The organism is Brevibacillus sp. M2.1A (assembly GCF_013284355.2).
Lineage (GTDB): Bacteria > Bacillota > Bacilli > Brevibacillales > Brevibacillaceae > Brevibacillus.
This window is the reverse complement of sequence record NZ_JABSUY020000001.1, coordinates 2,060,038-2,084,201: the sequence shown is the minus strand read 5'-3', so window position 1 is coordinate 2,084,201 and position 24,164 is coordinate 2,060,038. Positions and strand designations below refer to the sequence as shown.

The 24,164-nt window shown below is 45.7% G+C and carries 23 protein-coding genes; 4 read left to right on the top strand and 19 right to left on the bottom strand.

What is annotated here, in order from left to right:
* Positions 1-5: 5 nt before the first annotated feature.
* Positions 6-368, bottom strand: a complete 363-nt coding sequence (locus HP567_RS10260; RefSeq protein ID WP_173608799.1) for a MerR family transcriptional regulator — start codon at positions 366-368, stop codon at positions 6-8.
* A gap of 114 nt (positions 369-482) precedes the next feature.
* Between HP567_RS10260 and HP567_RS10255 the strand changes: the two genes are divergently transcribed.
* Positions 483-1,244, top strand: a complete 762-nt coding sequence (locus HP567_RS10255) for an SDR family NAD(P)-dependent oxidoreductase (RefSeq protein ID WP_173608800.1) — start codon at positions 483-485, stop codon at positions 1,242-1,244.
* A 69-nt stretch (positions 1,245-1,313) separates the two neighbouring features.
* Here HP567_RS10255 and htpG read toward each other — a convergent pair whose 3' ends face one another.
* From htpG to catA, 3 genes are all read right to left on the bottom strand, one after another.
* On the bottom strand, positions 1,314-3,194 hold the full coding sequence (gene htpG / locus HP567_RS10250) for a molecular chaperone HtpG (RefSeq protein WP_173608801.1): 1,881 nt from the start codon (positions 3,192-3,194) through the stop codon (positions 1,314-1,316).
* A 264-nt stretch (positions 3,195-3,458) separates the two neighbouring features.
* Positions 3,459-4,622, bottom strand: coding sequence for a PstS family phosphate ABC transporter substrate-binding protein (locus HP567_RS10245; RefSeq protein WP_173608802.1), 1,164 nt, complete (start codon positions 4,620-4,622; stop codon positions 3,459-3,461).
* 81 nt (positions 4,623-4,703) lie between these two features.
* Positions 4,704-5,363, bottom strand: a complete 660-nt coding sequence (catA, locus tag HP567_RS10240) for a type A chloramphenicol O-acetyltransferase (protein WP_173608803.1) — start codon at positions 5,361-5,363, stop codon at positions 4,704-4,706.
* A 203-nt stretch (positions 5,364-5,566) separates the two neighbouring features.
* Here catA and HP567_RS10235 point away from each other — a divergent pair, with 203 nt between their 5' ends.
* On the top strand, positions 5,567-6,388 hold the full coding sequence (locus HP567_RS10235) for an S-layer homology domain-containing protein (protein WP_229087982.1): 822 nt from the start codon (positions 5,567-5,569) through the stop codon (positions 6,386-6,388).
* A 153-nt stretch (positions 6,389-6,541) separates the two neighbouring features.
* Here HP567_RS10235 and HP567_RS10230 read toward each other — a convergent pair whose 3' ends face one another.
* The 4 genes from HP567_RS10230 to HP567_RS10215 all read right to left on the bottom strand — a co-directional run bounded on the left by HP567_RS10230 (position 6,542) and on the right by HP567_RS10215 (position 11,233).
* Positions 6,542-7,921: a HAMP domain-containing sensor histidine kinase gene (locus HP567_RS10230; protein WP_173608804.1), complete on the bottom strand. Its 1,380-nt coding sequence runs from the start codon at positions 7,919-7,921 to the stop codon at positions 6,542-6,544.
* Complete coding sequence (locus HP567_RS10225) at positions 7,908-8,615, bottom strand: response regulator transcription factor (RefSeq protein WP_173608805.1); 708 nt, start codon at positions 8,613-8,615, stop codon at positions 7,908-7,910. The genes HP567_RS10230 and HP567_RS10225 overlap by 14 nt, the downstream gene beginning before the upstream one ends.
* A gap of 50 nt (positions 8,616-8,665) precedes the next feature.
* A complete protein-coding gene (locus HP567_RS10220; protein WP_173608806.1) occupies positions 8,666-10,672 on the bottom strand; it encodes a serine hydrolase in 2,007 nt (668 codons plus the stop codon).
* A gap of 144 nt (positions 10,673-10,816) precedes the next feature.
* A complete protein-coding gene (locus HP567_RS10215) occupies positions 10,817-11,233 on the bottom strand; it encodes a VOC family protein (RefSeq protein WP_173608807.1) in 417 nt (138 codons plus the stop codon).
* 206 nt (positions 11,234-11,439) lie between these two features.
* On the opposite strand from HP567_RS10215, the gene HP567_RS10210 reads away from it, so the two are divergent.
* Positions 11,440-12,177 carry a cyclase family protein gene (locus tag HP567_RS10210; RefSeq protein WP_173608808.1) on the top strand — a complete coding sequence of 246 codons (738 nt, stop codon included), beginning with the start codon at positions 11,440-11,442 and terminating at the stop codon, positions 12,175-12,177.
* A 74-nt stretch (positions 12,178-12,251) separates the two neighbouring features.
* Here the strand turns inward: HP567_RS10210 and HP567_RS10205 are convergent, their stop codons facing one another.
* Entirely contained in the window at positions 12,252-13,283 is a 1,032-nt protein-coding gene (locus tag HP567_RS10205) for a LacI family DNA-binding transcriptional regulator (protein ID WP_173608809.1), read from the bottom strand.
* 338 nt (positions 13,284-13,621) lie between these two features.
* On the opposite strand from HP567_RS10205, the gene HP567_RS10200 reads away from it, so the two are divergent.
* Entirely contained in the window at positions 13,622-14,674 is a 1,053-nt protein-coding gene (locus HP567_RS10200; RefSeq protein WP_173608810.1) for a 2,3-butanediol dehydrogenase, read from the top strand.
* A gap of 170 nt (positions 14,675-14,844) precedes the next feature.
* Here HP567_RS10200 and HP567_RS10195 read toward each other — a convergent pair whose 3' ends face one another.
* The 10 genes from HP567_RS10195 to HP567_RS10150 all read right to left on the bottom strand — a co-directional run bounded on the left by HP567_RS10195 (position 14,845) and on the right by HP567_RS10150 (position 24,139).
* Complete coding sequence (locus HP567_RS10195) at positions 14,845-15,690, bottom strand: alpha/beta fold hydrolase (RefSeq protein WP_173608811.1); 846 nt, start codon at positions 15,688-15,690, stop codon at positions 14,845-14,847.
* 100 nt (positions 15,691-15,790) lie between these two features.
* Positions 15,791-16,021 (bottom strand): hypothetical protein, encoded by a 231-nt coding sequence (locus tag HP567_RS10190; RefSeq protein WP_221867593.1) that lies wholly within the window; start codon positions 16,019-16,021, stop codon positions 15,791-15,793.
* 232 nt (positions 16,022-16,253) lie between these two features.
* Positions 16,254-16,655: a DoxX family protein gene (locus tag HP567_RS10185; RefSeq protein ID WP_173608812.1), complete on the bottom strand. Its 402-nt coding sequence runs from the start codon at positions 16,653-16,655 to the stop codon at positions 16,254-16,256.
* Between the two features lie 149 nt (positions 16,656-16,804).
* Entirely contained in the window at positions 16,805-17,308 is a 504-nt protein-coding gene (locus HP567_RS10180; protein WP_173608813.1) for a TerB family tellurite resistance protein, read from the bottom strand.
* Between the two features lie 142 nt (positions 17,309-17,450).
* Positions 17,451-18,833 carry a TraB/GumN family protein gene (locus HP567_RS10175; RefSeq protein ID WP_173608814.1) on the bottom strand — a complete coding sequence of 461 codons (1,383 nt, stop codon included), beginning with the start codon at positions 18,831-18,833 and terminating at the stop codon, positions 17,451-17,453.
* 184 nt (positions 18,834-19,017) lie between these two features.
* Positions 19,018-19,800: an ABC transporter permease gene (locus tag HP567_RS10170; protein WP_173608815.1), complete on the bottom strand. Its 783-nt coding sequence runs from the start codon at positions 19,798-19,800 to the stop codon at positions 19,018-19,020.
* The gene (locus tag HP567_RS10165) at positions 19,797-20,750 is read right to left on the bottom strand and encodes an ATP-binding cassette domain-containing protein (RefSeq protein WP_173608816.1); all 954 of its coding nucleotides are present in this window, start codon (positions 20,748-20,750) and stop codon (positions 19,797-19,799) included. Before HP567_RS10165 ends, HP567_RS10170 begins: the two co-directional genes overlap by 4 nt.
* A 12-nt stretch (positions 20,751-20,762) precedes the next feature.
* Positions 20,763-21,572, bottom strand: coding sequence for an NAD(P)H-binding protein (locus tag HP567_RS10160; protein ID WP_173608817.1), 810 nt, complete (start codon positions 21,570-21,572; stop codon positions 20,763-20,765).
* 19 nt (positions 21,573-21,591) lie between these two features.
* Positions 21,592-22,491: a helix-turn-helix transcriptional regulator gene (locus HP567_RS10155; protein ID WP_173608818.1), complete on the bottom strand. Its 900-nt coding sequence runs from the start codon at positions 22,489-22,491 to the stop codon at positions 21,592-21,594.
* A 136-nt stretch (positions 22,492-22,627) separates the two neighbouring features.
* A complete protein-coding gene (locus HP567_RS10150; protein WP_173608819.1) occupies positions 22,628-24,139 on the bottom strand; it encodes an S-layer homology domain-containing protein in 1,512 nt (503 codons plus the stop codon).
* Between the last annotated feature and the right edge of the window lie 25 nt (positions 24,140-24,164).

The window sequence follows — 24,164 nt, the reverse complement described above, 5'->3', positions numbered from 1 at the left end:
GAAAATCAATCTCTGTTACGGATGAAATCTTTGTAAGCAACAATTTTACGTTCTAGCATACCGTCCACATCGATTAAAATTTTTATTTGTTGCTCAATATAGTGTTTATGATCTTCTAAAAGACTCAATCGAGCTGAAGCAGTATGTTCTCCTTCTAAAAATAGTGAAGCGTACTTCTTGATTTTCGAGATAGGCATTTGCGTTTCTTTTAACTTGATAACAAATCGCAGCCATTGAATATGCGAATCGTTATATCGCCTGTCACCACTTTCATCGCGATCCGGAATAATTATTTTTTCCTTTTCATAATATCGCAGCGTATGTGTGCTGATCCCTAATAGATGTGCCACTTCACCAATCGTGTGCATGAGAAACCTCCGAATGGATTTTATACCCTTGACTTAGAGTTTACTCTAATCTGTATACTCAATGAAACATTCAATCTCAATGGAAGCTATTGAATAAATTCAGGAGGGGTATACATGAATTATACGGTCATTACGGGGGCAAGTTCAGGAATTGGTTTTGAAACCGCTCTGGCATTTGCTGCTCGTGGAAAAAACTTAATTTTAGCAGCACGTCGAACGAATGAATTAGAAAAGTTACAATCAAAAGTGGCTGAAATCAACGCAAAATTGGATGTAGTCATTCGAACAGTTGACTTAAGTGTACGTGCAAATGTTCATGACTTTTACGACAGTCTAAAGGATTATGAGATTGAGACCTGGATTAATAATGCGGGGTTTGGAAACTTTGCTTCTGTTGGAAAACAAAACTTGAATAAAATTGAGTCCATGCTTCACTTGAATATTGAAGCACTAACGATTCTTTCTTCTCGTTATGCTCATGACTATGCACATGTGAAAGGAACACAAATCATCAATATTTCTTCAGGCGGAGGTTACAGAATCATTGCTAACGCCGTGACCTATTGTGCAACGAAGTTCTATGTAAGTGCCTTTACGGAAGGTCTAGCACAAGAATTGAGGGAGAACGGAGCAGAAATGCGAGCAAAAGTCTTGGCACCTGCTGCAACAGAGACCGAATTTGCGAAGCGTTCCTTTGATATGGATCATTTTGAATATGCTGGTGCAGTTCCTAAGTTCCATACAGCTAAACAAATGGCCGGTTTCTTGCTCGATTTATATGACAGTGAGAAGGTCGTTGGAATCGTGAATGGAGCAACATATGAGTTCGAGCTAAGAGATCCAATCTTCACGTATGTACCGAGGGCAAGCAACTAGTTTTTTATCATTCCGAGACATTTTCCACATCAAAAAGAGGATGAGCAAGTCTCATCCCCTTTTTTGTGATTACACCATCACTTTGCAAATGTCGTTGGTAAACTCTACCGGGTCTTGAATCGGCAAGCCTTCGATTAAGAGAGCCTGATTGTACAGAAGCGCCGTATACAAATTGACCTTTTCCTTGTCTGTGTCAAATGCACCCTTCAATGACTGGAACACCGCATGGTTCACATTAATCTCCAGGACCTTGTCTGCCTTCACACTCGGATTGTTTGGCATCGCATTCAAGATTTTTTCCATTTCAATCGTCACTTCACCCTCTGTCGACAAGCAGACAGGGTGTGACTTCAAGCGCTTGGAAGCTTTGACAGCTTTGACTTTTCCTTCGAGCAGCGATGCCATATAGTCGAACAGCTCTTTGTTGTTCTCGTTTTCTGCTTCGGCTGCTTTTTCTTCTTCACCCGGTTCGATTCCCAAATCCCCGCTCGATACGGATTTGAATTCCTTTTCCTTGTAGTTCATCATCATTTTGATCGCGAACTCATCGACGTCATCTGTGAAGTACAGGATTTCGTAGCCTTTCTCGGATACGAGCTCTGTTTGCGGCAGCTTCTCGATTCGCTCGATCGACTCGCCAGATGCGTAGTAGATGTACTTTTGGTCTTCTGGCATTCTCTCTACGTACTCTTCTAGCGTCACCAGCTTTTTCTCTTTGGAAGAGTAGAACATCAACAGGTCTTGCAGCGTTTCTTTATGCCTTCCGTAATCGCTGTACATGCCGTATTTCAGCTGTCTGCCAAACGACTTGTAGAACAGCTCGTATTTCTCCCGCTCTGTTTTCAGCATGCTTTGCAGCTGGCTTTTGATTTTGCTCGTGATGTTTTTTGCAATCAGCTTCAATTGACGGTCATGCTGGAGCATCTCACGGGAAATGTTGAGCGACAGGCTCTCGGAGTCAACCATCCCTTTGACAAAGCTGAAGTAGTCGGGAAGCAGGTCTGCACATTTGTTCATGATGAGTACGCCGTTCGCATACAGCTCCAGACCTTTTTCGTACTCCTTCGAGTAGTAATCAAACGGCATGCTCTCCGGGATGTACAAAATCGCCTGATAAACAACGGCTCCATCAGCATTGATATGGATGTGCGTCAGCGGCTTGTCGAAGCCGTAATGCTTGCTCGCATAAAACTGCTCGTAATCCTCAGTGGTCAGCTCGCTTTTATTTTTACGCCAAATCGGAACCATGCTGTTCACGATTTGTTCTTCCTTCACCTGTTCGTACTCGTTTTCGCTGCCCTCTTTTGGCTTATGCTGCGTAACGTCCATTTTGATCGGGTACCGAATGAAATCGGAGTACTTTTTGATAATCGCTTTTAATCGGTACTCTTCCAAAAACTCGTCGTAATTCTCTTCTTCCGTATTCTCCTTGATTTCGAGAATGATTTCGGTTCCGACGGAATCTTTTTGATAAGGCTCAATCGTGTAGCCATCCGCACCGCTGGACTCCCATTTGTACCCAGTGTCGCTGCCCAGTGCTTTACTGATAACCGTAACCTTGTCGGCAACCATGAAAGCCGAGTAGAAACCAACGCCGAATTGACCGATGATGTTGTAGCCATCCTTCGCGTCGTTTTCTTTTTTGAACGCCAAAGACCCACTCTTCGCAATGACACCCAGATTATTTTCCAACTCATCCTGTGTCATGCCGATCCCGGTATCTGTCAGCGTCAATGTTCTGGTATCTTTGTTAACCGCTACTTTGATGTAATAGTTCTCTTTATCGAACACCAATTGATCATCGGTGAGCGACTTGTAGTAAATTTTGTCAATCGCGTCACTCGCATTGGAGATCAACTCGCGCAAAAAGATTTCCTTTTGTGTGTAAATAGAATGGATCATCATTTCCAACAGACGTGTAGATTCTGCTTGAAACTGCTTTTTTTCCATGAAATACCCACCCTTCCGGACTTCTTATGTATTCCTTTTTCGATGTTAGCACTCTCACCTCGCGAGTGCTATTCACTATTTTTATAACAGTCTTAGATTTTTCTGTCAATATGATCCAACTAGAAATAAAACCGCCAGCCTGCCAGCCTGCAAGCCTGACTCCCGGATCATCGCGACAATCACGACCCCAAATCGAGACAAAGGGAGAGCGAAGAAGAAACCCTCGGGTCAATCTCCCAAGGGTCTCCTTTGCTTCGCCTAATTTTATTTCACCGGAATATAGCCCGTTTTTTCTACTAATTCTTGTCCTTGTGGAGACAAAATCCATTCGATCAGTTTCTCTGCATTCGGATTGTCCGTCCCGGCTGTCACTGCGTAAAAATCGGCCGCAAACGGATACGCTCTGCTTTTTATCGTTTCCTTATTAGGCATTACCCCATCAATCGCGAGCAGACGAATGTTTCCGTTTCGCACCATCTCCGTGGCATAAAACAAGAACGAGTAACCGATGGCATTCGAATAATTTTTGTAGTTGGCTGTTTGCTCGATGATTTCACCCATTCCTGTTACCACGTCTTCTTGTGGTGCTTTCATGAGCTCTTTGCCTCCCATGATTTTCTTGAGCATCGTCTGACTTCCGCTATTTTCAGGACGCTGAAAGGATCGAATATACTCATACCCGCCCCCGACTTGATCCCAGGAATTGATGTCTCCCGCATAAATGTCCTGAATCTGCTGGGTAGTGAGTCCGTGAACAGAATTCTCTGCATGGACGAAAAAGACAAAAGCTTCCTTTCCAATCGGGGTCAGCTTAAGCTCTACGCCTTTTTCTTTTGCTGACAGAAGCTGTTCCTCGGAAGGCGCTGCCGCAAAAATGATATCGACTTTGCCATCCAGTAAGTTTTCGTACGCATTTGGCGTCTTGTTTACCATGACTTCACTGTCGTAAAGATCATAATTTTTCTCGGGATAAACAGCCTGCACAAAGGAAGCGTAAAGAGGATACAAGGCCGTCGCCCCATCTATTTTGGGCAAATCAGACTGTAATGACAATGTCGCTGGTTGATCCAGTTTATGGACCTTGGAGTCTGTGGCGAACGGTTTATACTGTTCCAGATCGACCTCTGCCTCACTGACCACAGGAATGCTGTTATGGTAATAGCTGCTGATCTCATATCCTGCAACTGGCAGCGTACAAAAGAGAAAATAGACAAAGAGGGCCCGGTTCCATAACCGACTCTTTTGCGGGGCGAACATTTGGCCGATGATGTAGATGATAAAAACGACCGTCGTGACAGCGACAAGTAGGCAATAAACTCTTCCCTGTGCGTTCAAGGCAGTCATCACCATCGCCACGACTCCGATCACAGTGATGATCGCACCCAAAACAATACAGCCGAAGATTTTTCCTACCAATTCTTTGTTCATTCCTTCTCCTCCCAGTTCTCCTACCGTTATTATAAATGATTGGGAGAGATTAGGAAGAAGAAGCATACCAAACGAGCCAATTTACTCGACACCTAACCATTCCTTATAATTTGTTGCCCATTTTTGCAAATCGTTGATGAACAAGCTGGCGTGATAGCCATCACAAACCGCATGATGGACTTGCAAAGAAACCGGCAATAACGTTTTGCCTCCTTGCTCGAAATACTTTCCGCTCGTAATGATCGGCAGCAAATATCGCCCATCTCCCGAAATATTCAGATTAAACCCACTGAAGCTAACCCAGGGAATACACGAGACAGGGAAGGTATAAGGCGGTTCCGGTTCTTTCGCTACAAAACCTTTGTTGTCCCCATACTGTTTCATATCCGCTACGTAATTTTGATAAAACACAGGGAACTCATCAGCAAATTCCGTCCACATCGTAGAAAAAGTTTGATCGTCCTTGTGAAAAAAAGTATAGCTGGGTATCATGCTCTCCCAGTAGCCCAACTCGCCATCCGCTTGAAACGATGTCCGAAATTCACGATGCTCATTGACAACGTTTGTCGCCATATACAGAAAAGCCGGGTACAGCTTCATCCCTTTTTGCCGTAGAGCGGGGAGCAATCCCGATATATCAATGTTGGCTGTCATACTGAAGGTACAATTCACTCGGTTCAGATAATGCTCGAAATAAGACTTTCTGCTCCAATTATTTAGATCGATTCGCTGAAATTTCATTGGATATCCCTCCTAAAATCGAAAACATCATGATTTTAGGAGGTGATTTTGCGTGTCCTTTTCATAACACCATCCCCTTCTCCAATCCTGCCTTACCCCTCCAGCATACCATTTGCATCTCTTCCTGACATCAGCCTGAGTATAGCCAAAATGTTTAAGCAGAAATAGAGAAGGGAAAAGGAAAGGGATGGTAAAGGAGGAACATGATGAAAAATATGTCTTTATGCTTAGCTCTTATCGTTTCGATTCTTTTCTCAACTTCCATGCCTGTTCAAGCCAGTCAGTTCAGCGATATCCCGAATGGACATTGGGCTCGGGAATCCGTTGATTTCATGGTAAAAAAAGGTGTATTAAGCGGCTATTCCAATGGGGCCTTCAGACCGAATGAGACGATTGACAGAGCCGAGCTCACTGTTATGTTTCATAAGCTGTTTAATAAACTCCGTCCGAATCTAAACAAAGAATCCTCCGAGCAGAAAATACAGAAGTTTGAAGATGTCCCCAAAAAACATTGGGCCTATCAACCATTAATGGAAATGTACGATGCAAACTCATTTGGTGTTGTAGATTGGGACTGGGACAAAGTCTACATCTATCCCGAAAAAAAGGTAACGCGGTGGGAAGCTATGTACTTCTTCCAAACGTTTTTTTACCAAGAGATGTATCAAATGCCCGCCGATCAAGTTTTGCAAGTCCTCTCTAGAATTGACGATATTACCGTACAGTCGGTCGATTCACCTAACTATCGATCACCTTATCCTGGTTCCACTGCTATTCCTAACGCCGAATACACAATTAGCTACAGTCACCTCGACTCTGGAGAAATAACTTTCGCCAATGGTGACATTGACGCATTAAAAGCTTATGCACTCGCATGGCTAGTGGGCAACGACATCATGAGTACGTGGGATAACCAATTGGAAATACACGATCCACTCACACGAGCGGAGGCAGTAGTCATGCTGCACCGTACTTACAACGTATTATTAGCGGATGGGTCTCTCTCAACGTATACGAGTAAATAACCCTCGCCCAAACTCTCGTTTTGGAAAAGGAGCCCTCACATTTGGAAGGCTCCTTTTAGCAAATGCACCTTTTACTCCATCTGCATTTTGCTCATATCCATATACAAGCAGATTTCAGCGAAGCCCACCCTATACATTCCCGGACAGTATCGCTCATTCAAGAGGCAACGTTATTTTAAATAGAGTCGTATACCGTTGATTTCTTTCCAAATGAATGGTCCCCTGATGTAACGTTATAATTTTTTTACAAATGGCTAGACCGAGTCCGGTGCTATCTTTCACAGGATTACTCCCTTTTATGAACTCTTCAAAAATGTGTTCCCTAACATCCTCTTGAACACCTGTACCGTTATCACCCAACCACAGAACAACGCCGGCTTCTATTTTCTCGCATGAAACGAATAGCTGCGTTCCCGGAGGATTATGTTTTAGTGAGTTACCGATCAAATTCGTAATAACGCGGTTCATATGCATTTTGTCGAACATGACAAACAGCGGCTCCTCTGGAATTTTCACATCCAGCTGAAATCCCCTATCTTCTATTTCCGGATAAAATTCCGCAACAAGCTGCATAAACCACTTACTGATATTCACCTTTTCTTTATCAAGTCTTACGTGCTGGTCTTCCAGCTTTGCCAGCTCGAACAAATTTTGAATCAAATGGGCCATATAAGACGATTTGTCGTTAATATATTGAACATACTGACGCCTTTGCTCTTCTTCTAGCTCCGGCCTATCCAGCAACAACTGAGAATAACCGAATACAGAGGTAATCGGCGTTTTCAGATCGTGAGACAAATGCAGCAGCATGTTTCTTTTGTTGTCCGCTACCGCTTCTTTCTCTGCCGAGGTCTGCTGTAGTCGTTCTGCCATTCCGTTAAACGCTTCCCGGATTTCTGCAAATTCCATTTCTGCCGAAAATGTAAGCCTCTTCTGATAATTGAAGCCTTCCATTTCTTTAATACCCTCTACAATTTGCCGGAGAGGCTTCTTCATCTGCAAGACGGAGTACCGGGTATAGAAATAAAGGGAGATGAACAACAGAACGACAAACAACGCTATTAAGATTCCAAGCGCCAATGATATAATTTCCGACCGCTCAGGAATTTTCCACAACAGAACATAGTTTTCACCCTCTGGCCCTTGCGCTCGATAGGCATGGTAGAAAATTGAATCATCATTTCGCAGTATGTCCACTTTAGCGTACAGCATTCCATCGCTATATGTCATGATATTGTCTTCCTTGTTGCCTTTTACATAGATGACTGTCCCCGATTCATCCACGATCTCGAACCAGCCGCCGTACTCGTCTAACAACCGTCCATCAATCTTTTCAAAAGGGTACTGGTATATTTTACTGCCGTCCACTCGGGTCAAATCGGGCGTTTTATCAAAATAGTTGTCCATCAACAGGTCTGTCCCCAAAAGAGCAATCATAATCGTGCATAAGAACAAACCGCTTATCACAACATAGTGCCGAAAAAACAGTTGTTTTAACGGCCGCTTGTCGGGGATGCTCTCATTTTTTTTCAAAACGGTAGCCTAACCCCCTGATCGTAATAAGATAAACTGGCTTTCTTGGGTTATCCTCAATCTTCTCCCTGAGTTTGCTGATATAGACCATGATGAGGTTTTCATCCCCTATGTATTCCTGCCCCCAAACATGCTCGTAGATGGATGCTTTTGTAAAAACTCTCCCCGCATGCTTCATCAGTAAAGACAAAATCTTGAACTCGTACGATGTCACTTCTTTCTGCTGTCCATTTTTGTACAGCTTACAGCTCACCAAATCGAGCATGACATCGCCAATTTGTATGATTTCATCGTTCTGCTTTTCACCTTTAGAAAATACATCCATTCTTCTGAATAACGCTTGAACTCTGCTGACGACTTCTATGGGGTTAAAAGGCTTCCCCACATAGTCGTCAGCGCCAAGCTGCAGTCCAATAATTTTATCCATATCGTCCGATTTCGCGGACAGGAATAAAAACGGAACTTCGGAAATATGTCGCATCTTTTTTAATAACTCGTATCCATCCATCATCGGCATCATAATATCAGCAATAACCAGATCGATTTGCACGTTTGAGAATACAGCCAGCGCATCAACCCCATTACCTGCTTCATAAGTAGCAAACCCGTAATTTTTCAAATAAATACTGAGTAGTTCACGAATTTGTGCTTCATCGTCGATGATCAGTATCGTTTTGATTGTATTTCCCTCCATCGCCTCATGTCGCAACGAAGCACAAACAAGAAGTCACGGCTTGTTGTACCCTAAAATAATTGGTCTGCGAACCGAGATAGTAACGCAGCCGCTTCTTTCCTTACCATCAGCTGCTCTGATTTATAATCGAAACTGCCATCTCTGCCTTTCACCACTTCTGGTCCGTATAATCCTTTTGCCACTACGAAATGGACTCCCTCTAAAGCCCAAGCATCTGTCCTACCACTCAACTTGGCTTTTTTCGGCTCTCCATGAAGATAGCCAAATGCCATGCGCCATACGATGGTTGCTGCTTCTTGACGCGTCAATGGCTCGTTCGGATAAAATTTGCCATCAGCAGATGCTTTTAGTAAACCTAACTCGTAAGCTGCTTGAATTTCCCGCGCATACTTGTTACCTGAAAGATCCGTGTAAATCGGTTTATGCTTTGATGGGGCAATGCCACTCCACTTGATGAACCAGCCAACAAACTCTCCTTTTGTTATCTGTTGTTCGGGCGAAAAGCGATTGTCTCCTTCCATATCAGCAAAGACACCGATCTGGCGCAGGTGATAAATATAGGACGCATATGGATGGTCATTCTCCACATCCTGATAACGTTGCGGCTCAGGCAATTTTTCTGCCCAACTATCTGATTTTAAATCGTAATAGAAAGCTTGCACATCTCCGTGATCGTTCAGCTTAAAAGCAGCTTTACTACCTTGTTCATCCTGGAATAAGAGTGGCTCCACCTCATATAGGAAATGTTCTCCCAGCGGGTCTTTTACAATGAGTTTGCCGCCTTCAGCACGTATACGAGTCGTCCACATCCGGTTTCGCAAATCGCTGTATGTCCCTTCAAACTTCGTGAGTTCTTGTTTCGCTAACGCAAACGGTCCCTTTTTGTGCTCATTTTTCGGGTAGTAATGATCCATAAACGCTTCAATCAAAGGCATACGAATTTCGAAGTCCTTATTGACTGTAACAAATACTCCCACTTTTTCTTCCGGGATCAACCACATCCCGGTATGGTATCCTTGTAAATCCCCTGCTTTTTCAATAACATAATGTCCATTGTAATTTTGCTGGTTGGCATATTCGAAACCAAGCGCCATGTTATTCAGCTTTGGATGCACGGAAAGATGAGGTCTCTGCATTTCTGCCGCCGTTTCTTCTTCCATAATCGTCGCATTCCCAAGCTTTCCTTTATTGAGATGAGCAATCATGAATTTAGCCATATCAGAACCAGTTGAGAGCATTCCACCATCAGGAAGCTCAGTTGGTACCGTTGCATAAGTCGGGATCGGCTGTCCGATAATATTATAAGGTACAGCCAACTCTTTGACTATTGAGGGTGTAAGTCGAAAATCACTATTTTCCATGCCAAGTGGCTTAAAGATGCGTTCCTGCACGTATTCACCAAATGGTTTTCCTGCTACTTGTTCTACAACATAACCTTGAATGGTGAAGCCGAGGTTGTCATATCTGTAAAACTCTCCTGGCTTGCGAATGACATTTGGGAGATTGTCCATAACGAATTTCTTTAAAGAAACCTCCCGTTTCAAGTCGGTTGTTGAACCGTCAGAAGTGTCTCCAAAGTCAAATCCAGTGGCGTTCGTTAACAGATGTTTCATTGTAAGAGGAGTGCCTGTCTTATTCGGAATCCGGGCACCCCCCATATATGCGGATACATCTTTGTTCAAATCTATTTTTCCTTGCTCCGCCAATTGCATAACGGCTGTAGCTGTAATAACCTTGGATACTGACGCTACACGGAATACAGTCCGATCAGGATCGACCGGAATCTTCTTCTCTACATCCGCATATCCATACCCTTTTTTCAAAAGGACCTTGTCTCCTTTTACAACTACAAACGAAGCTCCTGCCAAGTTGTTCTTAATTTCTGACTGGTTAAAAAATTCATCTGCAAATTGCTCTACCTCTCTCGGATCATCCGGCCCAGATACAGAAGATGCGAACACTTTGGTTGGAGAAACAACTCCGCTTACAAGGCTGACGCTCATAGTAGTTACAAGTACAGTCGCCATTAATGTCTGTAACTTCGAAAACATTTTCATAAGATTGCTCCTCTCCTTTACCCTTATTTCCTTCTCTAGAAGAGTAAGCAATCAATCTTAATCGTATTTCTATACAACCTTAATAGAACATGAATTTTTTGCTTGTTCATGCAAAAACCCCTGATTTCTCAGGGGCACGCTCCTCTATTCTCTCGATATTTGTCTCCTATCCATATACAGCACATTCCACCGATGACCATCCAAATCAGCAAAGCCTGCCCCGTACATTCCCGCACCATGCTCCCGAGGCTCACTGAAAACAGTGCCCCCAGCGTCTATCACCTTACCCACCAATTCATCCACCTTTTCCCTGCTCTCGGCATCGATCGAAAACAACACTTCCGTTCCGCGCTTTGTATCTGCCAGTTCATTTTGCGTAAAGGTTTGGAAGGTAGCCTCTGGAAACAGCATAATGAGCATGTTTTTTTCGCCGATTACCAAGCCCGCCATCTCTTTGCTATTCTCATGGCGAGGATGAAAAGAGAATCCGAGTGCGGCAAAAAATGATTTGGACTTTTCGAGGTCCTTGACGGGCAAATTGATCCAAAGCTCTTTTGTCATGGGAATTTCTCCTTCGCTTTTTGTTTGGATGATACTCATTCTTCTCCTTTAAAGCATAGCAGAATCATGCTTGAACGCTTCTTCTCGATTGCTATTTTTTGTTAAATTATTTCCGATATTGACACTCGGAATTAGAACCGATAAAGTATTGGATAAACTCAGTTTTACAAGCGCGAAAATTCCAAAAACAATAACGAGGTGGGCACATGGCAAACGATTTGATTCAAGCAATTACCCTGTTAAAACAAAAAGAATGGGTAGATCTCACGCACACATTCGGTCCGGAATCCCCGCACTTCCACGCCTTTGACGCCGCCGAATTCCAAACGCTGTTCACACATGACGACGGCTTCTTCGCCCAGCGGTTCTCTTTTCCTGGACAGTACGGTACGCACTTGGATGCACCGATTCACTTTGTGCGCAACAAGCGTTACTTGGACGAGATCGAGCTGAAAGAACTCGTACTGCCGCTCGTCGTCATCGACAAATCAAAAGAAGCCGAAGCCAACAACGACTATTCGCTATCCGTGGAAGACATCTTGCATTTCGAAACCGAGCACGGTCAAATCGAGGGCGGCTCCTTCGTTGCCTTGCGCACAGATTGGAGCAAGCGCTGGCCAGACGTCGATGCCTTCAACAACAAGGATGCAGATGGCAATAATCACGCTCCCGGCTGGTCATTGGAGGCTTTGAAATTTTTGTTCGAGGAAAGACAAATCAAAGCAGTCGGTCACGAAACCTTCGATACGGATGCGACAATCGACTACCGGAAAAACGGAGCGCTCTTGGGCGAATATTTTGTGCTCGATCAAGACACCTATCAAGTGGAGCTGCTCAAAAATCTCGATAAGCTCCCGGCAAAAGGCGCTGTCATAGTAAACATTACACCCAAGCCGGAAAAAGCCTCCGGGTTTCCTGTTCGCTCGTTTGCCATATTGCCTTAAAGCTAAAGCCGAGTAAAAGCCAGGTATCATCACCGATCACCTGTCGCTCACTCGGCTTTTCATCTGAAAATGCCCTACGTATCCAATGGCGATTTACGAATAACCGCCACACTGGACTCCCTTACAATCAGCCGCGGCTCGAACTGTACGCGCTCAAACGCCCCTGCCCCCTGCTCACGAATCCGTTTCAGCAAAAGCTCTGTCGCCAGCCGTGCTACCTCTTCCCCCATGATCGAAACAGAGCTGATCTGCGGTGTCGTAATCGTCGTCCACACATTGTTGTCAATGCCCACGACAGCGACATCCTCTGGCACACGGACGCCGAGCTCCTTGAACCGATTCACAATCCCGATTGCCACCATGTCATTGACCGCATAGATAGCGTCCGGCATGTTTTTCAAGCTAAAAAAGTAATCAGCAGCACGAAGGCCCGTCTCAAACGAGAAGTCCTCACCGAAATACACCAGCGAGGGATCGACGTGCTGAAGCGACGCCTCATAGGCAAAATACCGTTCCTCGATCTTGTCCTTCGGCGCACCTGCGTAAGCGATTCGCGTACGACCAATTTTGATCAGATGCTCCATGACCAGTCGCCCTTCTTGACGGGCCATGCTGACAATATCTGCTTTCACATTGTCTTCGAGCTTTTTTCCATAGTTAATAATCGAAACGGGAACACTCGCTTTGTTAATCATCTGGACCAACGTCTTCGGATAGGCGAGCGGCATGATAATCAGCCCGTCTACATGCAGCTTTTTGACCTCACGCACAGTCTCAAGCTCCATTCGGGCATTTCCCGCTGTATTAATTTGTACGACGCGATAGCCATGCTGCTTGGCTGCTTGCTCAACCGACCAGGCGATATCCGGAATGATCGCATTGCGAATATCAGGGACAGCCAATGCGATTTGATAGGTTTGGCGCACCTTTAGACTTTGCGCGGAAGTGTTTGGAATAAAGCCCAGCTCATCGATGACGTCCAGAATCAACGCTTTCGTCTTCGGACTGATTCCCCCGCTGTCATTGATGGCCCTCGATACCGTTGCGATTCCTACGCCAGCCTTCTTCGCCACATCTTCTATTGTCACTTTATTTTTTGTATCCAACGCGTTGCTTTCCTTTCCATATCGGAATCGTTTTCAATCTTTCCGAGCTAAATGGTGTTTTCTTACCGCTATTATAGCATACACAAAACCAATGGTAACGAGGCTCGAGCAAAACATGGCGGACGACTTCGCACCTGTTGCACAACACCTATACATCCATTCAACATAGCTAGAGTTAACATCCTCTCCTCTGACAATTGCACATCACCCCAACTCTTGCCTAGGAAATCAAATTGACAAGATCCTAAACTTATGACATATTAATTTTCGGAAACGTTTCCTATTTTACTTGCTGAATTTCATATATAGAATCCAAATCGAATGAGGAGATGGCAGATATGAAAGCGTTACGTTGGCACGGATTAAAAGACCTCCGTTTGGAAACCATTTCGGAACCGGTTGCGACCAAAGGTAAAGTGAAAATCAGAGTCGAGTGGTGCGGCATTTGCGGAAGCGACTTGCATGAATACGTGGCTGGCCCGATCTTCATCCCACAAGGTACTGAACATCCACTAACAGGCGAAAAAGCCCCGATCGTAATGGGGCATGAATTTTCCGGACAAGTGGTGGAAATCGGAGAAGGCGTAACCACTATCAAGGTTGGCGATCGCGTCGTTGTCGAGCCGGTTTTCGCTTGCGGAACATGCGCTGCGTGCAGACAAGGCAAATACAATCTTTGTGAAAAAATGGGCTTCCTCGGTCTCGCAGGCGGCGGTGGCGGCTTTTCGGAATACGTGGCTTGCGATGAGCACATGGTCCACAAAATCCCAGACAGCCTCTCCTATGAGCAAGGAGCTCTTGTCGAGCCATCTGCCGTGGCCCTTTATGCAGTCCGTTCAAGTCAGTTGAAAGCTGGTGACAAAGCTGTCGTATTCGGTGCTGGTCCCATTGGCTTGCTTGTCATCGAAGCATTAAAAGCAGCAGGAGCGGCTGAGATTTATGCAGTGGAGCTGTCCCCCGAACGTAAAAACAAGGCAACTGAGCTGGGCGCCATCGTTATCGATCCAAAAGAATACGATGTAGTCCAAGAAATTCACAACCGGACAAACGGTGGCGCAGATATCGCCTTTGAAGTCACAGGCGTGCCTCCTGTCCTCACGCAAGCCATCGAATCTACCAAAATCGCTGGACAAATCATGATCGTCAGCATCTTCGAAAGAGAAGCGCCAATCAAGCCAAATCACATCGTCATGAAAGAACGCAACATGACAGGTATCATTGGCTACCGTGACGTATTCCCTGCCGTCATCAGCCTGATGGAAAAGGGCTTCTTCCCGGCAGACAAGCTGGTCACCCAGCGCATCAAGCTCGACGACATCATGGAGAATGGTTTTGAAGCACTGCTGAAAGAGAAAAACCAGGTAAAAATCCTCGTTAGCCCGAGAGCATAAGCGAAAACGATTCCATAAATATCGTGCTGTTTCCTTCCACACAAGGAAATATGCCATGCCGCTACAAAAAACGGAGAGAAAGCAGGAGTAATTCCTGTTTTCCGCTCCGTTTTTTCTCGTTATCCTCTTCGTTTTTTAGCCTTGCGCTCTGCGAAGAGGAGCAAGTGTCATTACGCTTCCTTTTCTTGTGTATGCTTCAAAATTGCTTCGATGACGACATCCCAATCCCCACGCGGAAGCTCATGCCCTGTCCCTTCCAACGTAAGCAAGACTGCTCCCGGAATGGTGTTCGCAAGATGTAATGCATGCGCGAAAGGGATGAGCATGTCTTCTGTACCGTGAATCACAAGTGCTGGTACAGCGATTTCCGCTGTCCGCAACAAGTACGGTTCACTGGCTGTCACGAAGGCGTGGTTGTTTCTACTCGCATAATGGTTGCTTCTGGCCATATCGATTTGGGCCAATTCACGAACGCGCTGCTCGTCAAAAGGATGTTTGGAACCACTGAGAACTTTCCAACTCGCAACCGCCGCCTCTAACGCCTCCTGCTCATCCTCCCAGTTAATCTCGCCCATCTTGCTGAACAACTCCGTCAGCTTCTCATCGATTGGTGGTAGGCCAGGAGCAAAATTGGACGTTGCGTGCAATGTGATGGTACGAACTTTTTCGGGATGTCGCAATGCAATCATTTGTGTCAACATTCCGCCCATCGACATACCAACGAAGTGCGCCTGCTGTACGCCGAATGCATCAAGGACGTGAACAGCATCATCCGCCATATCTTCAAACGTATAACCTGGATGGCCAACCTCGTAGGTCGTGGAGCGTCCGACATCCCGATTATCAAAACGAATAACAAAGCGTCCCGCGTCGGCTAGTCGCTGACAAAATTCTTCCTCCCACCAAAGCATGGACATTTGTGCTCCCATAATCAGCAAAACCGCCGGATCTGTGGGCTTCCCAAAGCTTTCCGCACATATTTCTACACCGTTTCTTTTTAAGATCTGTTCTGCCATTGTATGTTTTCCTCCTCAACGAACTGAAATAAAAAAACACAGGCTAGGCTGCCTGTGCTTACGTCATCGAAAAAGGAAGAAGAAACGAAACCCATGTACATCAGATTCCAGCATCTGATCGTACAGGATTGGTTCCATTCTCTTCACAGATCATGCAAATAGAGGGGGCATCACGCTTGCTTGCCTTCCTCACTCCTATTTGCTCATGATTCAATTGGGTTACCATAGCGGCAATCCATTTTCCGATTCGTATGCACACAACATAGCCTTTTCTCACTATTTCATCGATTGTGTTGTGCGAATAAAGTATCGAAAAATTAATTTGCCACACGTAACCCTCCGTCCCTGATAAGTTGTGATCATCCTACCACATGCTTTTTCATCTGTCAACGATTGGCAGTTTATATGATTGTTCGTATCCCTGGTCCTGCAAAAATCGTCTCAATGTCTCGGGTAAGCCTCATCTCGACGAATTGATCACATGGCTGCTTGGAAAGAATCTGGTCATACGTGATACTGAAGCAGGATGCCGACGCGAAGCTCACGAAGAAGACCTGTGTTTATTATTTTTCTTCTTTGGCAGCGAAAAGCAGCTTTCGCACCCTCTCATCCCGCAAACACAATCCGCCCCACATCAAAATCGCGAGGTAGACAGCAAACAGCGTATGGGAAAAGAGCGGCGCATCGACACGGATCTGGGTAGCAATGACCCCACCGAAAAATCCAGTCAACAGAAGCGCACCCAAAACTGCTGTCCGGGGTATAGCATACAACACCGTTGATACAAGGGCGAGAATTCCAATCACGCCAATGTGATGCTCCGCATAGCCGAGTACGAGGGTTCCCTCTATGACAGGAGCAGGCTGGATGAGTTTGAATACACCGTCAAAAAGCATAAAAAGAATGACAAGTCCGCTCATAATCCGTGCAATCCACAGACGTGTTTTAGAAATTTGATTCCGCATCTGGATCCCACCTTTCATTTTTTCCTAACTAGATCGTAACACAAATAAAACGATAGCATTTCTTCTGAATTGCTATTTTGGGGGGATGTCTTTTTCTAAAAACGAAAAAAACCTTCTCAAATGAGAAGGTTTTGAATTCGTATCATGGATTAAACCGGAAGGGTAACTCTGTAACCCGGTTGGTTCTTTGGATGGTTTTGATTCAAGAACACACCACGGTCATTTTTCAACACAATTACTTCAAAGAAAGGACGGAAACGATCCTCCGAAATACCAAACGCAGTCAAGAATTTGCCAAACAGCTCTTGCTCTTCACGCTCAGGTTGGCCATCAGCCAGGGAAGAATCGATCAGGTTGACCAGGATGCACATTTTTTGAGCGTCTGTGAGCATTGGCGTTACTTCGCTCAAGAATTTCTCAATGGGGTTTTTGCGTGTATATTTCATTGCGTTTTCGAGCAACTGTCTGTTATTGGCACCTACGCCAATCACGCCGTTGCTTTCTTCGCCACCCAATACAGCGAGCAATTGACCGATTTCCTCGTGGTCCATTTCTCCATCCGATTTCATCATGTAGAGCAAGGAACATGCAAACCCAAAATGAGGGGTCATTTCTTCCCCTTTATCCGTTTTAAACATATCAAACAAACCCACGCAAAATACCTCCTATGTAAGACAAGATAGTATAATTTTACTATTCTCTGGATAATGTTAGCAATACTTGTCAGGGTAATCAATTTTTCGGCAAACAAAAAAGAAGTGCCAGCCTGCCCGCCGACACCTCCTATCCCAGCTCTTATTGCAATTGTTGCACGTGATAGCCCTTGGCTTTCAAATGATCGATAACCATGCCTTTCATCGAGAAGTGGGCAGCACCGACCACGACAAAAGAAGTCGTTTCCCCTTTTTTCTCCAACACTTCTGCCAGTTTTATAGCCATGTTTTTATCTCGCTCACCGAGCAGACGCTGGTTCACATCGCCTTCACCGAAATCGCCATGCGTCGTCATGATCTGGGTAAAGCCATTCAGATCTCCTTCTACCCATTCCGTCTGCATGTCTTTTAAGAGCTTTGTGCCTTCCTCCAGCCCTTTTTCGGTCATAGCGCTATCTAAAATAATGTTCAATTCTTTCTCCTGCTGCTCTGCTGGTACATCTGACAGCAAGTCCGCTTGCAGCTTTATGCCTTCCAGCTCTTTGATCGGCTTCTCATCCAGCATCGCCTTCGTCAGGAAGTACCTGTCGATGCCGGTTAGCATCGCGAATTGAACATCTGTATCGCTGTCTACGTAGCCAAGCGTTGGCACAGATAACGAAATAGCAAATGGCTTGTAGGTATCAAAAGAATTGGCTGGCAGTTGCAGCTTGGCAAGCAAGTTTTGCACCTTTTGGTACGTCTCGGCGGATACATGATCCTTCAATGTGGTGCCATCCGCGTATACCATCTTTTGTGTTAAATAGTCATTGTCACCGTTGATAATATCTGCTTCGACCCACAGTTCATCCGACGCTTCATACGCTTCTCGGATGTCTTTTTGCATCGGGTACATATCTGCGATCCCCATGTGGATCGAGCCGAGCAAGTACATGGTGTTTTTGCCGTTGGTCACTTTCCACATAAGACCTTCGGCACCACCGCCAACCGTATCGTATGCGAACTCGACCAGTCGGCTCGCCATCACTGTCGCTTGTTCAACCGTGCTTGGCTGATTCAGCTCGAGACCTGCGCTCGTCCCTTTGACCAGGCCTTTTTTCTTCATGTAGTCAATCGGGTTATCCCCGGTCATTTCGAATGCTGCTGGCAGTTCGTAGTTCGCCAGGAGTTTGTACAAAGAAGTAATGACTGCTTCTCTCGTAATCACCTTATCCGTCGGAGTGGACAAGGAAGCGTTCTTTTTCTTCAATCCCAGAAGATCCAGCTTTTTCGCCGTTCCTTCCATTAAGGTAAGAAACTTGTCAGCAGGAATCGATTGCTGAAATGAAGCATCTTCATACCAAGCCAGTGGAAAAATTCCGTATTTCTCCCCTTCGTTCAACGTGGTCACCGACCAAGGGCTGATTACGGGAGCTACGGGAGTTTGCCCGTGAACTGGAAGCACATACCCTAGCAAAAGCGCCAAGCTGAGTGCACCTGTACCCGCCCATCGACTCAGTTTGCTCCAGCGTTTGTTTAATTTCATGAAACTTTCCCCTCTCGATTCTAAGCTGAATGATTTTATGCCATTCTGTCTTAGTGGTAGATTATACCACAACTTTCTGGAAGAGATAACCGAATGATAGAAAAGAATAGAAAATACGACCATTTTCACTATACATAAAAAGCATCGACATTGATCGTCGACGCTTTCGCTGTGAATCCGCAAGTTATCGATTTGGTTTGGTCAAATACAGACGTATTGTTAACGGAGCAAATATGACAATCAGCAGTAGGCATAATCCGATTCCGAATAGCACATCAGACAGATTTGCTGTTCCCCCCATCAAGCCTCGTACCGTCCCTACTGCGATACTGATCGGGTTTAGATTGACGATTGTCCCCATCCATTTAGGCATGGTGGAAGAATCTACGAAAATCGTGCTAGCAAAAAGCAACGGGTACACAAAGAACATGCTCGAACCCGATACTGTTTCCGGTCGCTTTGCCAAGATACCGATCATGGAAAAAATCCAGCTCACACTAAAGGCAAAGAAAATGATATACAAAACAGCGAGTGTCGCACCGACTATACCGCCTTCCGGGCGAAACCCCAGCAGCATCCCTGTCCCAATGGCGACGAGTATGGCAATCGTATAACGTAGGCCGTCTGTTAATAATGGGCCTATGACAGACGCTGGCTGCCAAAAAGGCATGGTACGAAAACGGTTATACACGCCCTTCGCAATATCCTGGCAAATGGTCGTCCCGCTATAAACCGTCATTGGAATGATCGTCAACACAAGAACTCCTGGCAGAAAAAACTGGAGATACGCTGCCGTAGAACCAGCTATGGCTCCACCGAACAAATATGTAAAAATAAGCAACATCATCACAGGGGAAAGGATAGCGTCCATACAAAATGTGAAAAGGTTATTTTGTGTGTTTTGCCATGTACGCCACATAAAGATACGGATTGCCGCAAAGATACTGAGTGTATGACTCGCGTTCATGAGATGGTCTCCTTCTTTTCACTATAAGTCAGGGCTAAAAACACTTCTTCCAGACTCGGGTCACTCAGGGAAAAATGCTCAATGGAAACCTCATTAGCCAGAAGCATCCCGATTGCTTGGTTTGCCAGACTCGCTTCTTTTACTGAGATGCTAAGAAAATGTGGGTCATCTTGATCGGAATAAATCGGCAACCGAAGATGTTCTTCCAAAAGACGGCTTATCCGTTCCTTGTTCAGAGGTTCGGTCATACGAACCGTCAATGTCTTTCCCCCCACCAAGGCTTTTAACTGCTCCGGTGTCCCTTCTGCAATCATCGTTCCTTTATCAATTACCGCGATCCGGTCAGCTAATTGATCGGCTTCTTCGAGATATTGGGTCGTTAATAGCACAGTGGTGCCTGATTTTAAAAGCGTACGGACGACTTCCCATACTTGCTGCCTACTTTGCGGGTCGAGACCCGTGGTTGGCTCATCCAGAAAAATTAGCTCCGGCTGAGTGAGGACGCTGGCGGCGATATCTAATCGTCTCCGCATCCCCCCAGAATAGTTTTCTACCATCCGATCCATGGCATCTGCAAGCCCAAATGTATCAAGCAGCTCTCTTGCTTTTGTACGGGCTTCCCTCGTAGAGTAGCCAAACAATCTGCCAATCAGGATCAAGTTTTGCAATCCGGTTAATGCTTCATCCAGGGCAGCGAACTGTCCCGTCAGGCTTATTTTTTTGCACACAGCCTGCGCGTTTTTCACGATATCGCAACCGGATATCAATGCTGTTCCTCCGTCTGGCGCAAGGAGCGTGGAAAGCATATGGATGGTTGTCGTTTTTCCAGAGCCGTTCGGGCCGAGCAAAGCGAACAACTCCCCTTTTTTGACACGCAGGTCAATTCCTTTGACCACCTCATGATCCCCGAACGATTTCCTGAGCTTCTTGACTTCAATGGCATATGACATGGCGGCCACTCCTTATCCAAAATAGCTTTTATGTTCGATTGCCCATTCGGCAAACGTTTTTGCAGGCTTTCCCGTCACTTGCTCCACCGTGGACAAGACCGTGTAGCCCACTTTAGGTGGATTCTTGCCCATGGCTACGAAAAATTCAATATCTCCCTCTTCGTAGCCCTGATCTCTCCAATTTTGTCGCGCCTGCTCCTCCGAAAGCTCTTCAAATCGAATTTCTCTCTCTAAAATTTTCGAAATTATCTGAACAGATTCGATGCGTGTAATCGCCTCTGGTCCCGTTAGAACATAACTTTGCCCATGGTGTCCCGATTCAAGCAATGCCACCACAGAAACACTCGCAATATCTGCTTCGTGTACTTTCGCGCTTAAGGCATTGCCAAAAGGTTCCCGCACGACTCCCTCCAAACGAATCGATTCCTGCCAATCGACAATCGCATTAGACATGAATTCCACGGGCTTCAGGAGAGTCCATTCCATTGCACTGTTTGCCACTGCTTCTTCTACAGGACCTTCCGTGTCACTCACCAATACGGACACGCGCTTCACTCCGGCTCTTTCCGCCATTTCGACTACCTTCGGATCGGTTTGAAAGGTGTAGCTAGAAGCAATTAAGTGTAGAGCCGTTACGCCTTGCAACGCCTCTTCCAGGCTCTCCGGTATAGCAAGGTCCCCTGCCACAGCCTCTACTCCCGCTGGCAGGTCGGCTTTTTCCGGATTTCTCGAAATGGCACGTACCTCTACACCCTTTTTCAAAAGCTGATCCACCACATGTCTCCCTACCGTACCTGTTGCACCCGTTACTAAAATCGTCATGCTGTACATCCTCCTCAAATTATTGGTAGTGTCGTTGAATCTCTTTGATTTCTTTCAATACGTCTTCCTTTAAGTCGTCAGGGGAGATGATCTCTACCTTTGATCCATAACTTAATACGACTGAAATCGCGTAGTCTCGTTTATAAAAAACTTTGTGCAAATCGATATGCGTACTGTGATGCGTACATTCTCCCGGGAATTGCTCCAACACACGAAGCCCTACGGATGGATCAAAACGGAGATGCGCAAGTGTCCCTTCATAGTCTTGCGTTCCTTCTTCCTCCTGGCTTGTCTGGTCTTTTCTTGGGTGAAACATGAATTCGGTCACCTTAAGCGCAGTAATCCTGGAAAGGCGAAAGATTCGATTCGCCTGACGCAACAAGCAATACGCCTGAAGATACCACGCTCCACGCTCCCAAAATAGACGGAGCGGCTCCACTCGTCTTTCTGATACCGTACCTGATGCACTCTTATAACAAAAATTCGTGACTCGATTTTGCTGGATCGCCTCTGAAAGCGGGTGAATGGCGACCTTCTCCTCTTCTACCGTCGTCAGGTTAAAAATGATCGATTCGTTATTTCCCCCATGCAGTAGAGCAGGCTGCAGGCTGCCCAGCTTCTGAACAAGCGTCGTATATTTTCCTCCGATAGCTCCTTCCGTGCTTTTTAAGAGATTGTATATGACCGAAAAGTCTTTCACAGAGAAGTGCTGCTTCGTGAGGAAGAAACCCTCCATCAGCTCGAATCCACCATCTGCTCCTGTAAATGAAACGACGGGAATTCCAGCTTGATTCATTAACTCAACATCACGATAAATCGTTCGAACAGAGACCTCAAATCTGGCTGCAAGCTCTGTTGCTGTCACCCGTTTTTTCGTCATCAACTCTATCGTGATAGCCAGTAATCGATCCAGCTTCATCCATTTACACTCCTCATGCTCATCACCTATTCGGCGACTGTCATCATCATAATGCACGAATCCTGACATCATGTGTGTCAGGATTAAAAAAACTCACCCTCTATTTTACAGGAGGGTGAGTCCTTTTTCGAAAACGTTACTTCATGGATGCTTCTTCAATTTCTTTATATGCCCAATGACCAGGTACGACATCCGGCCATCTTTGCGGGCCAGCTTGGTTCTGTGGCACACGATTCAACACGCGATTGAGAATCGTTACGGCTTCGGCACGCGTCAGCGCTTTCTCTGGCTGGAAGGTACCATCGGGGTAACCTGTCATGTAACCTTTTGCAACAACCGCTGCAATGATTGGAGATGACCAGTGATCTCCCCTCACATCAAAAAAGGCAGTGCCTCCTCCCGCACCTTGCAAGGCCTTGTATTTATAGATGACCGCGGCTATTTCCGCTCGGGTAATGTTGGCCGATGGACGGAATGTGCCGTCCGGGTAGCCGCTCATCATACCCGCCGCACTTGCTTGATGAATCGGATTTGCTGCCCAGTAGTTGTCTGCTACATCGAAGAACCTTCCCTTATTCGCAGAAGACTGGCTCACCATTTCAGCGTTCAGTAAAATGGCAGCCATCTCCGCACGTGTCACCGTGCGATCCGGTTGAAACGTTCCGTCAGGATAGCCATTGATATAGCCACGTTGGCTCTTGCTTTTCTTATTGGTTGCAGGGCGCTCCTCTTTCTTATCTGTAGAGCTGCCTCCAGTGAAAAAGCTGTTTGTCGGCGTGGTATAGGAACCTTTTTTACGGTCTTTGTCCCGATCCCTGTCTCTGTCCCGATGCTTGTCATCTTCCAGATCTCTCCATGCTTTCTTCAAATCGTACAGAGCATCGTCTACCTCCGACTGCGTAGCATGTGGATCGTCAATGACATCCCATGCATGTTCGAGTGCATCTTCCAAATCACGCCAGCTTGATCTGGTGTAGTCGTCTTCATCCAAGTCTTTGTCCTCGATCTCTTCCACTTTGGCTCTCAATTCTCTTTTATAGACCGCGTCATCTTGTTTCTTCAAATCTTGTCTCGCTTTGATTAGTTTCTCAAGGGCAACATCTACGACAATCTGGCTCGTATGCGGATCATCCAGTACAAAGTAAGCCTGCGCCAGTCTATTCTGCAGTTCTTTCCAACTGGCCCTCGTGTAGTCTTTTTCTTGCAGCTTTTCCACTGCAATTTCCTCTACTTTCGCTTGCAGTTTACTCTTGTCGACTGCACTTTCCTGCTTCTTCAGCCCTTCTCTTGCTATGACTAACACGGACAAGGCACCATCGATTTCTGCTTGGGTGACATTTGGCTTCGTCAGTACCGCTTTTGCAGCATCCAATGCATACACCAGCTTGCTCCAACTGTCAGGCGTATATTTTTCCTGGATCAAATTCTCGGCGTTAACTTCATTGACTTTTCCTTGTAAGTGACGAAGATCTACAGTGGTTTCTACCGCGGCAGGTGTTTCCTCTGCACTTGCTGCTTGGCTTACAGGCACGAATATGGATGCTTGGAAGATCAAGCAAAAGAGGCTAAAGAAAACAAGACTCGTTACGGCTCTGTGAAAACGTCCCAATTCCCATCCTCCGTTCTTTACGATGACCCATCTGATCATCTTTTTCCAATCATTTACATTGTAT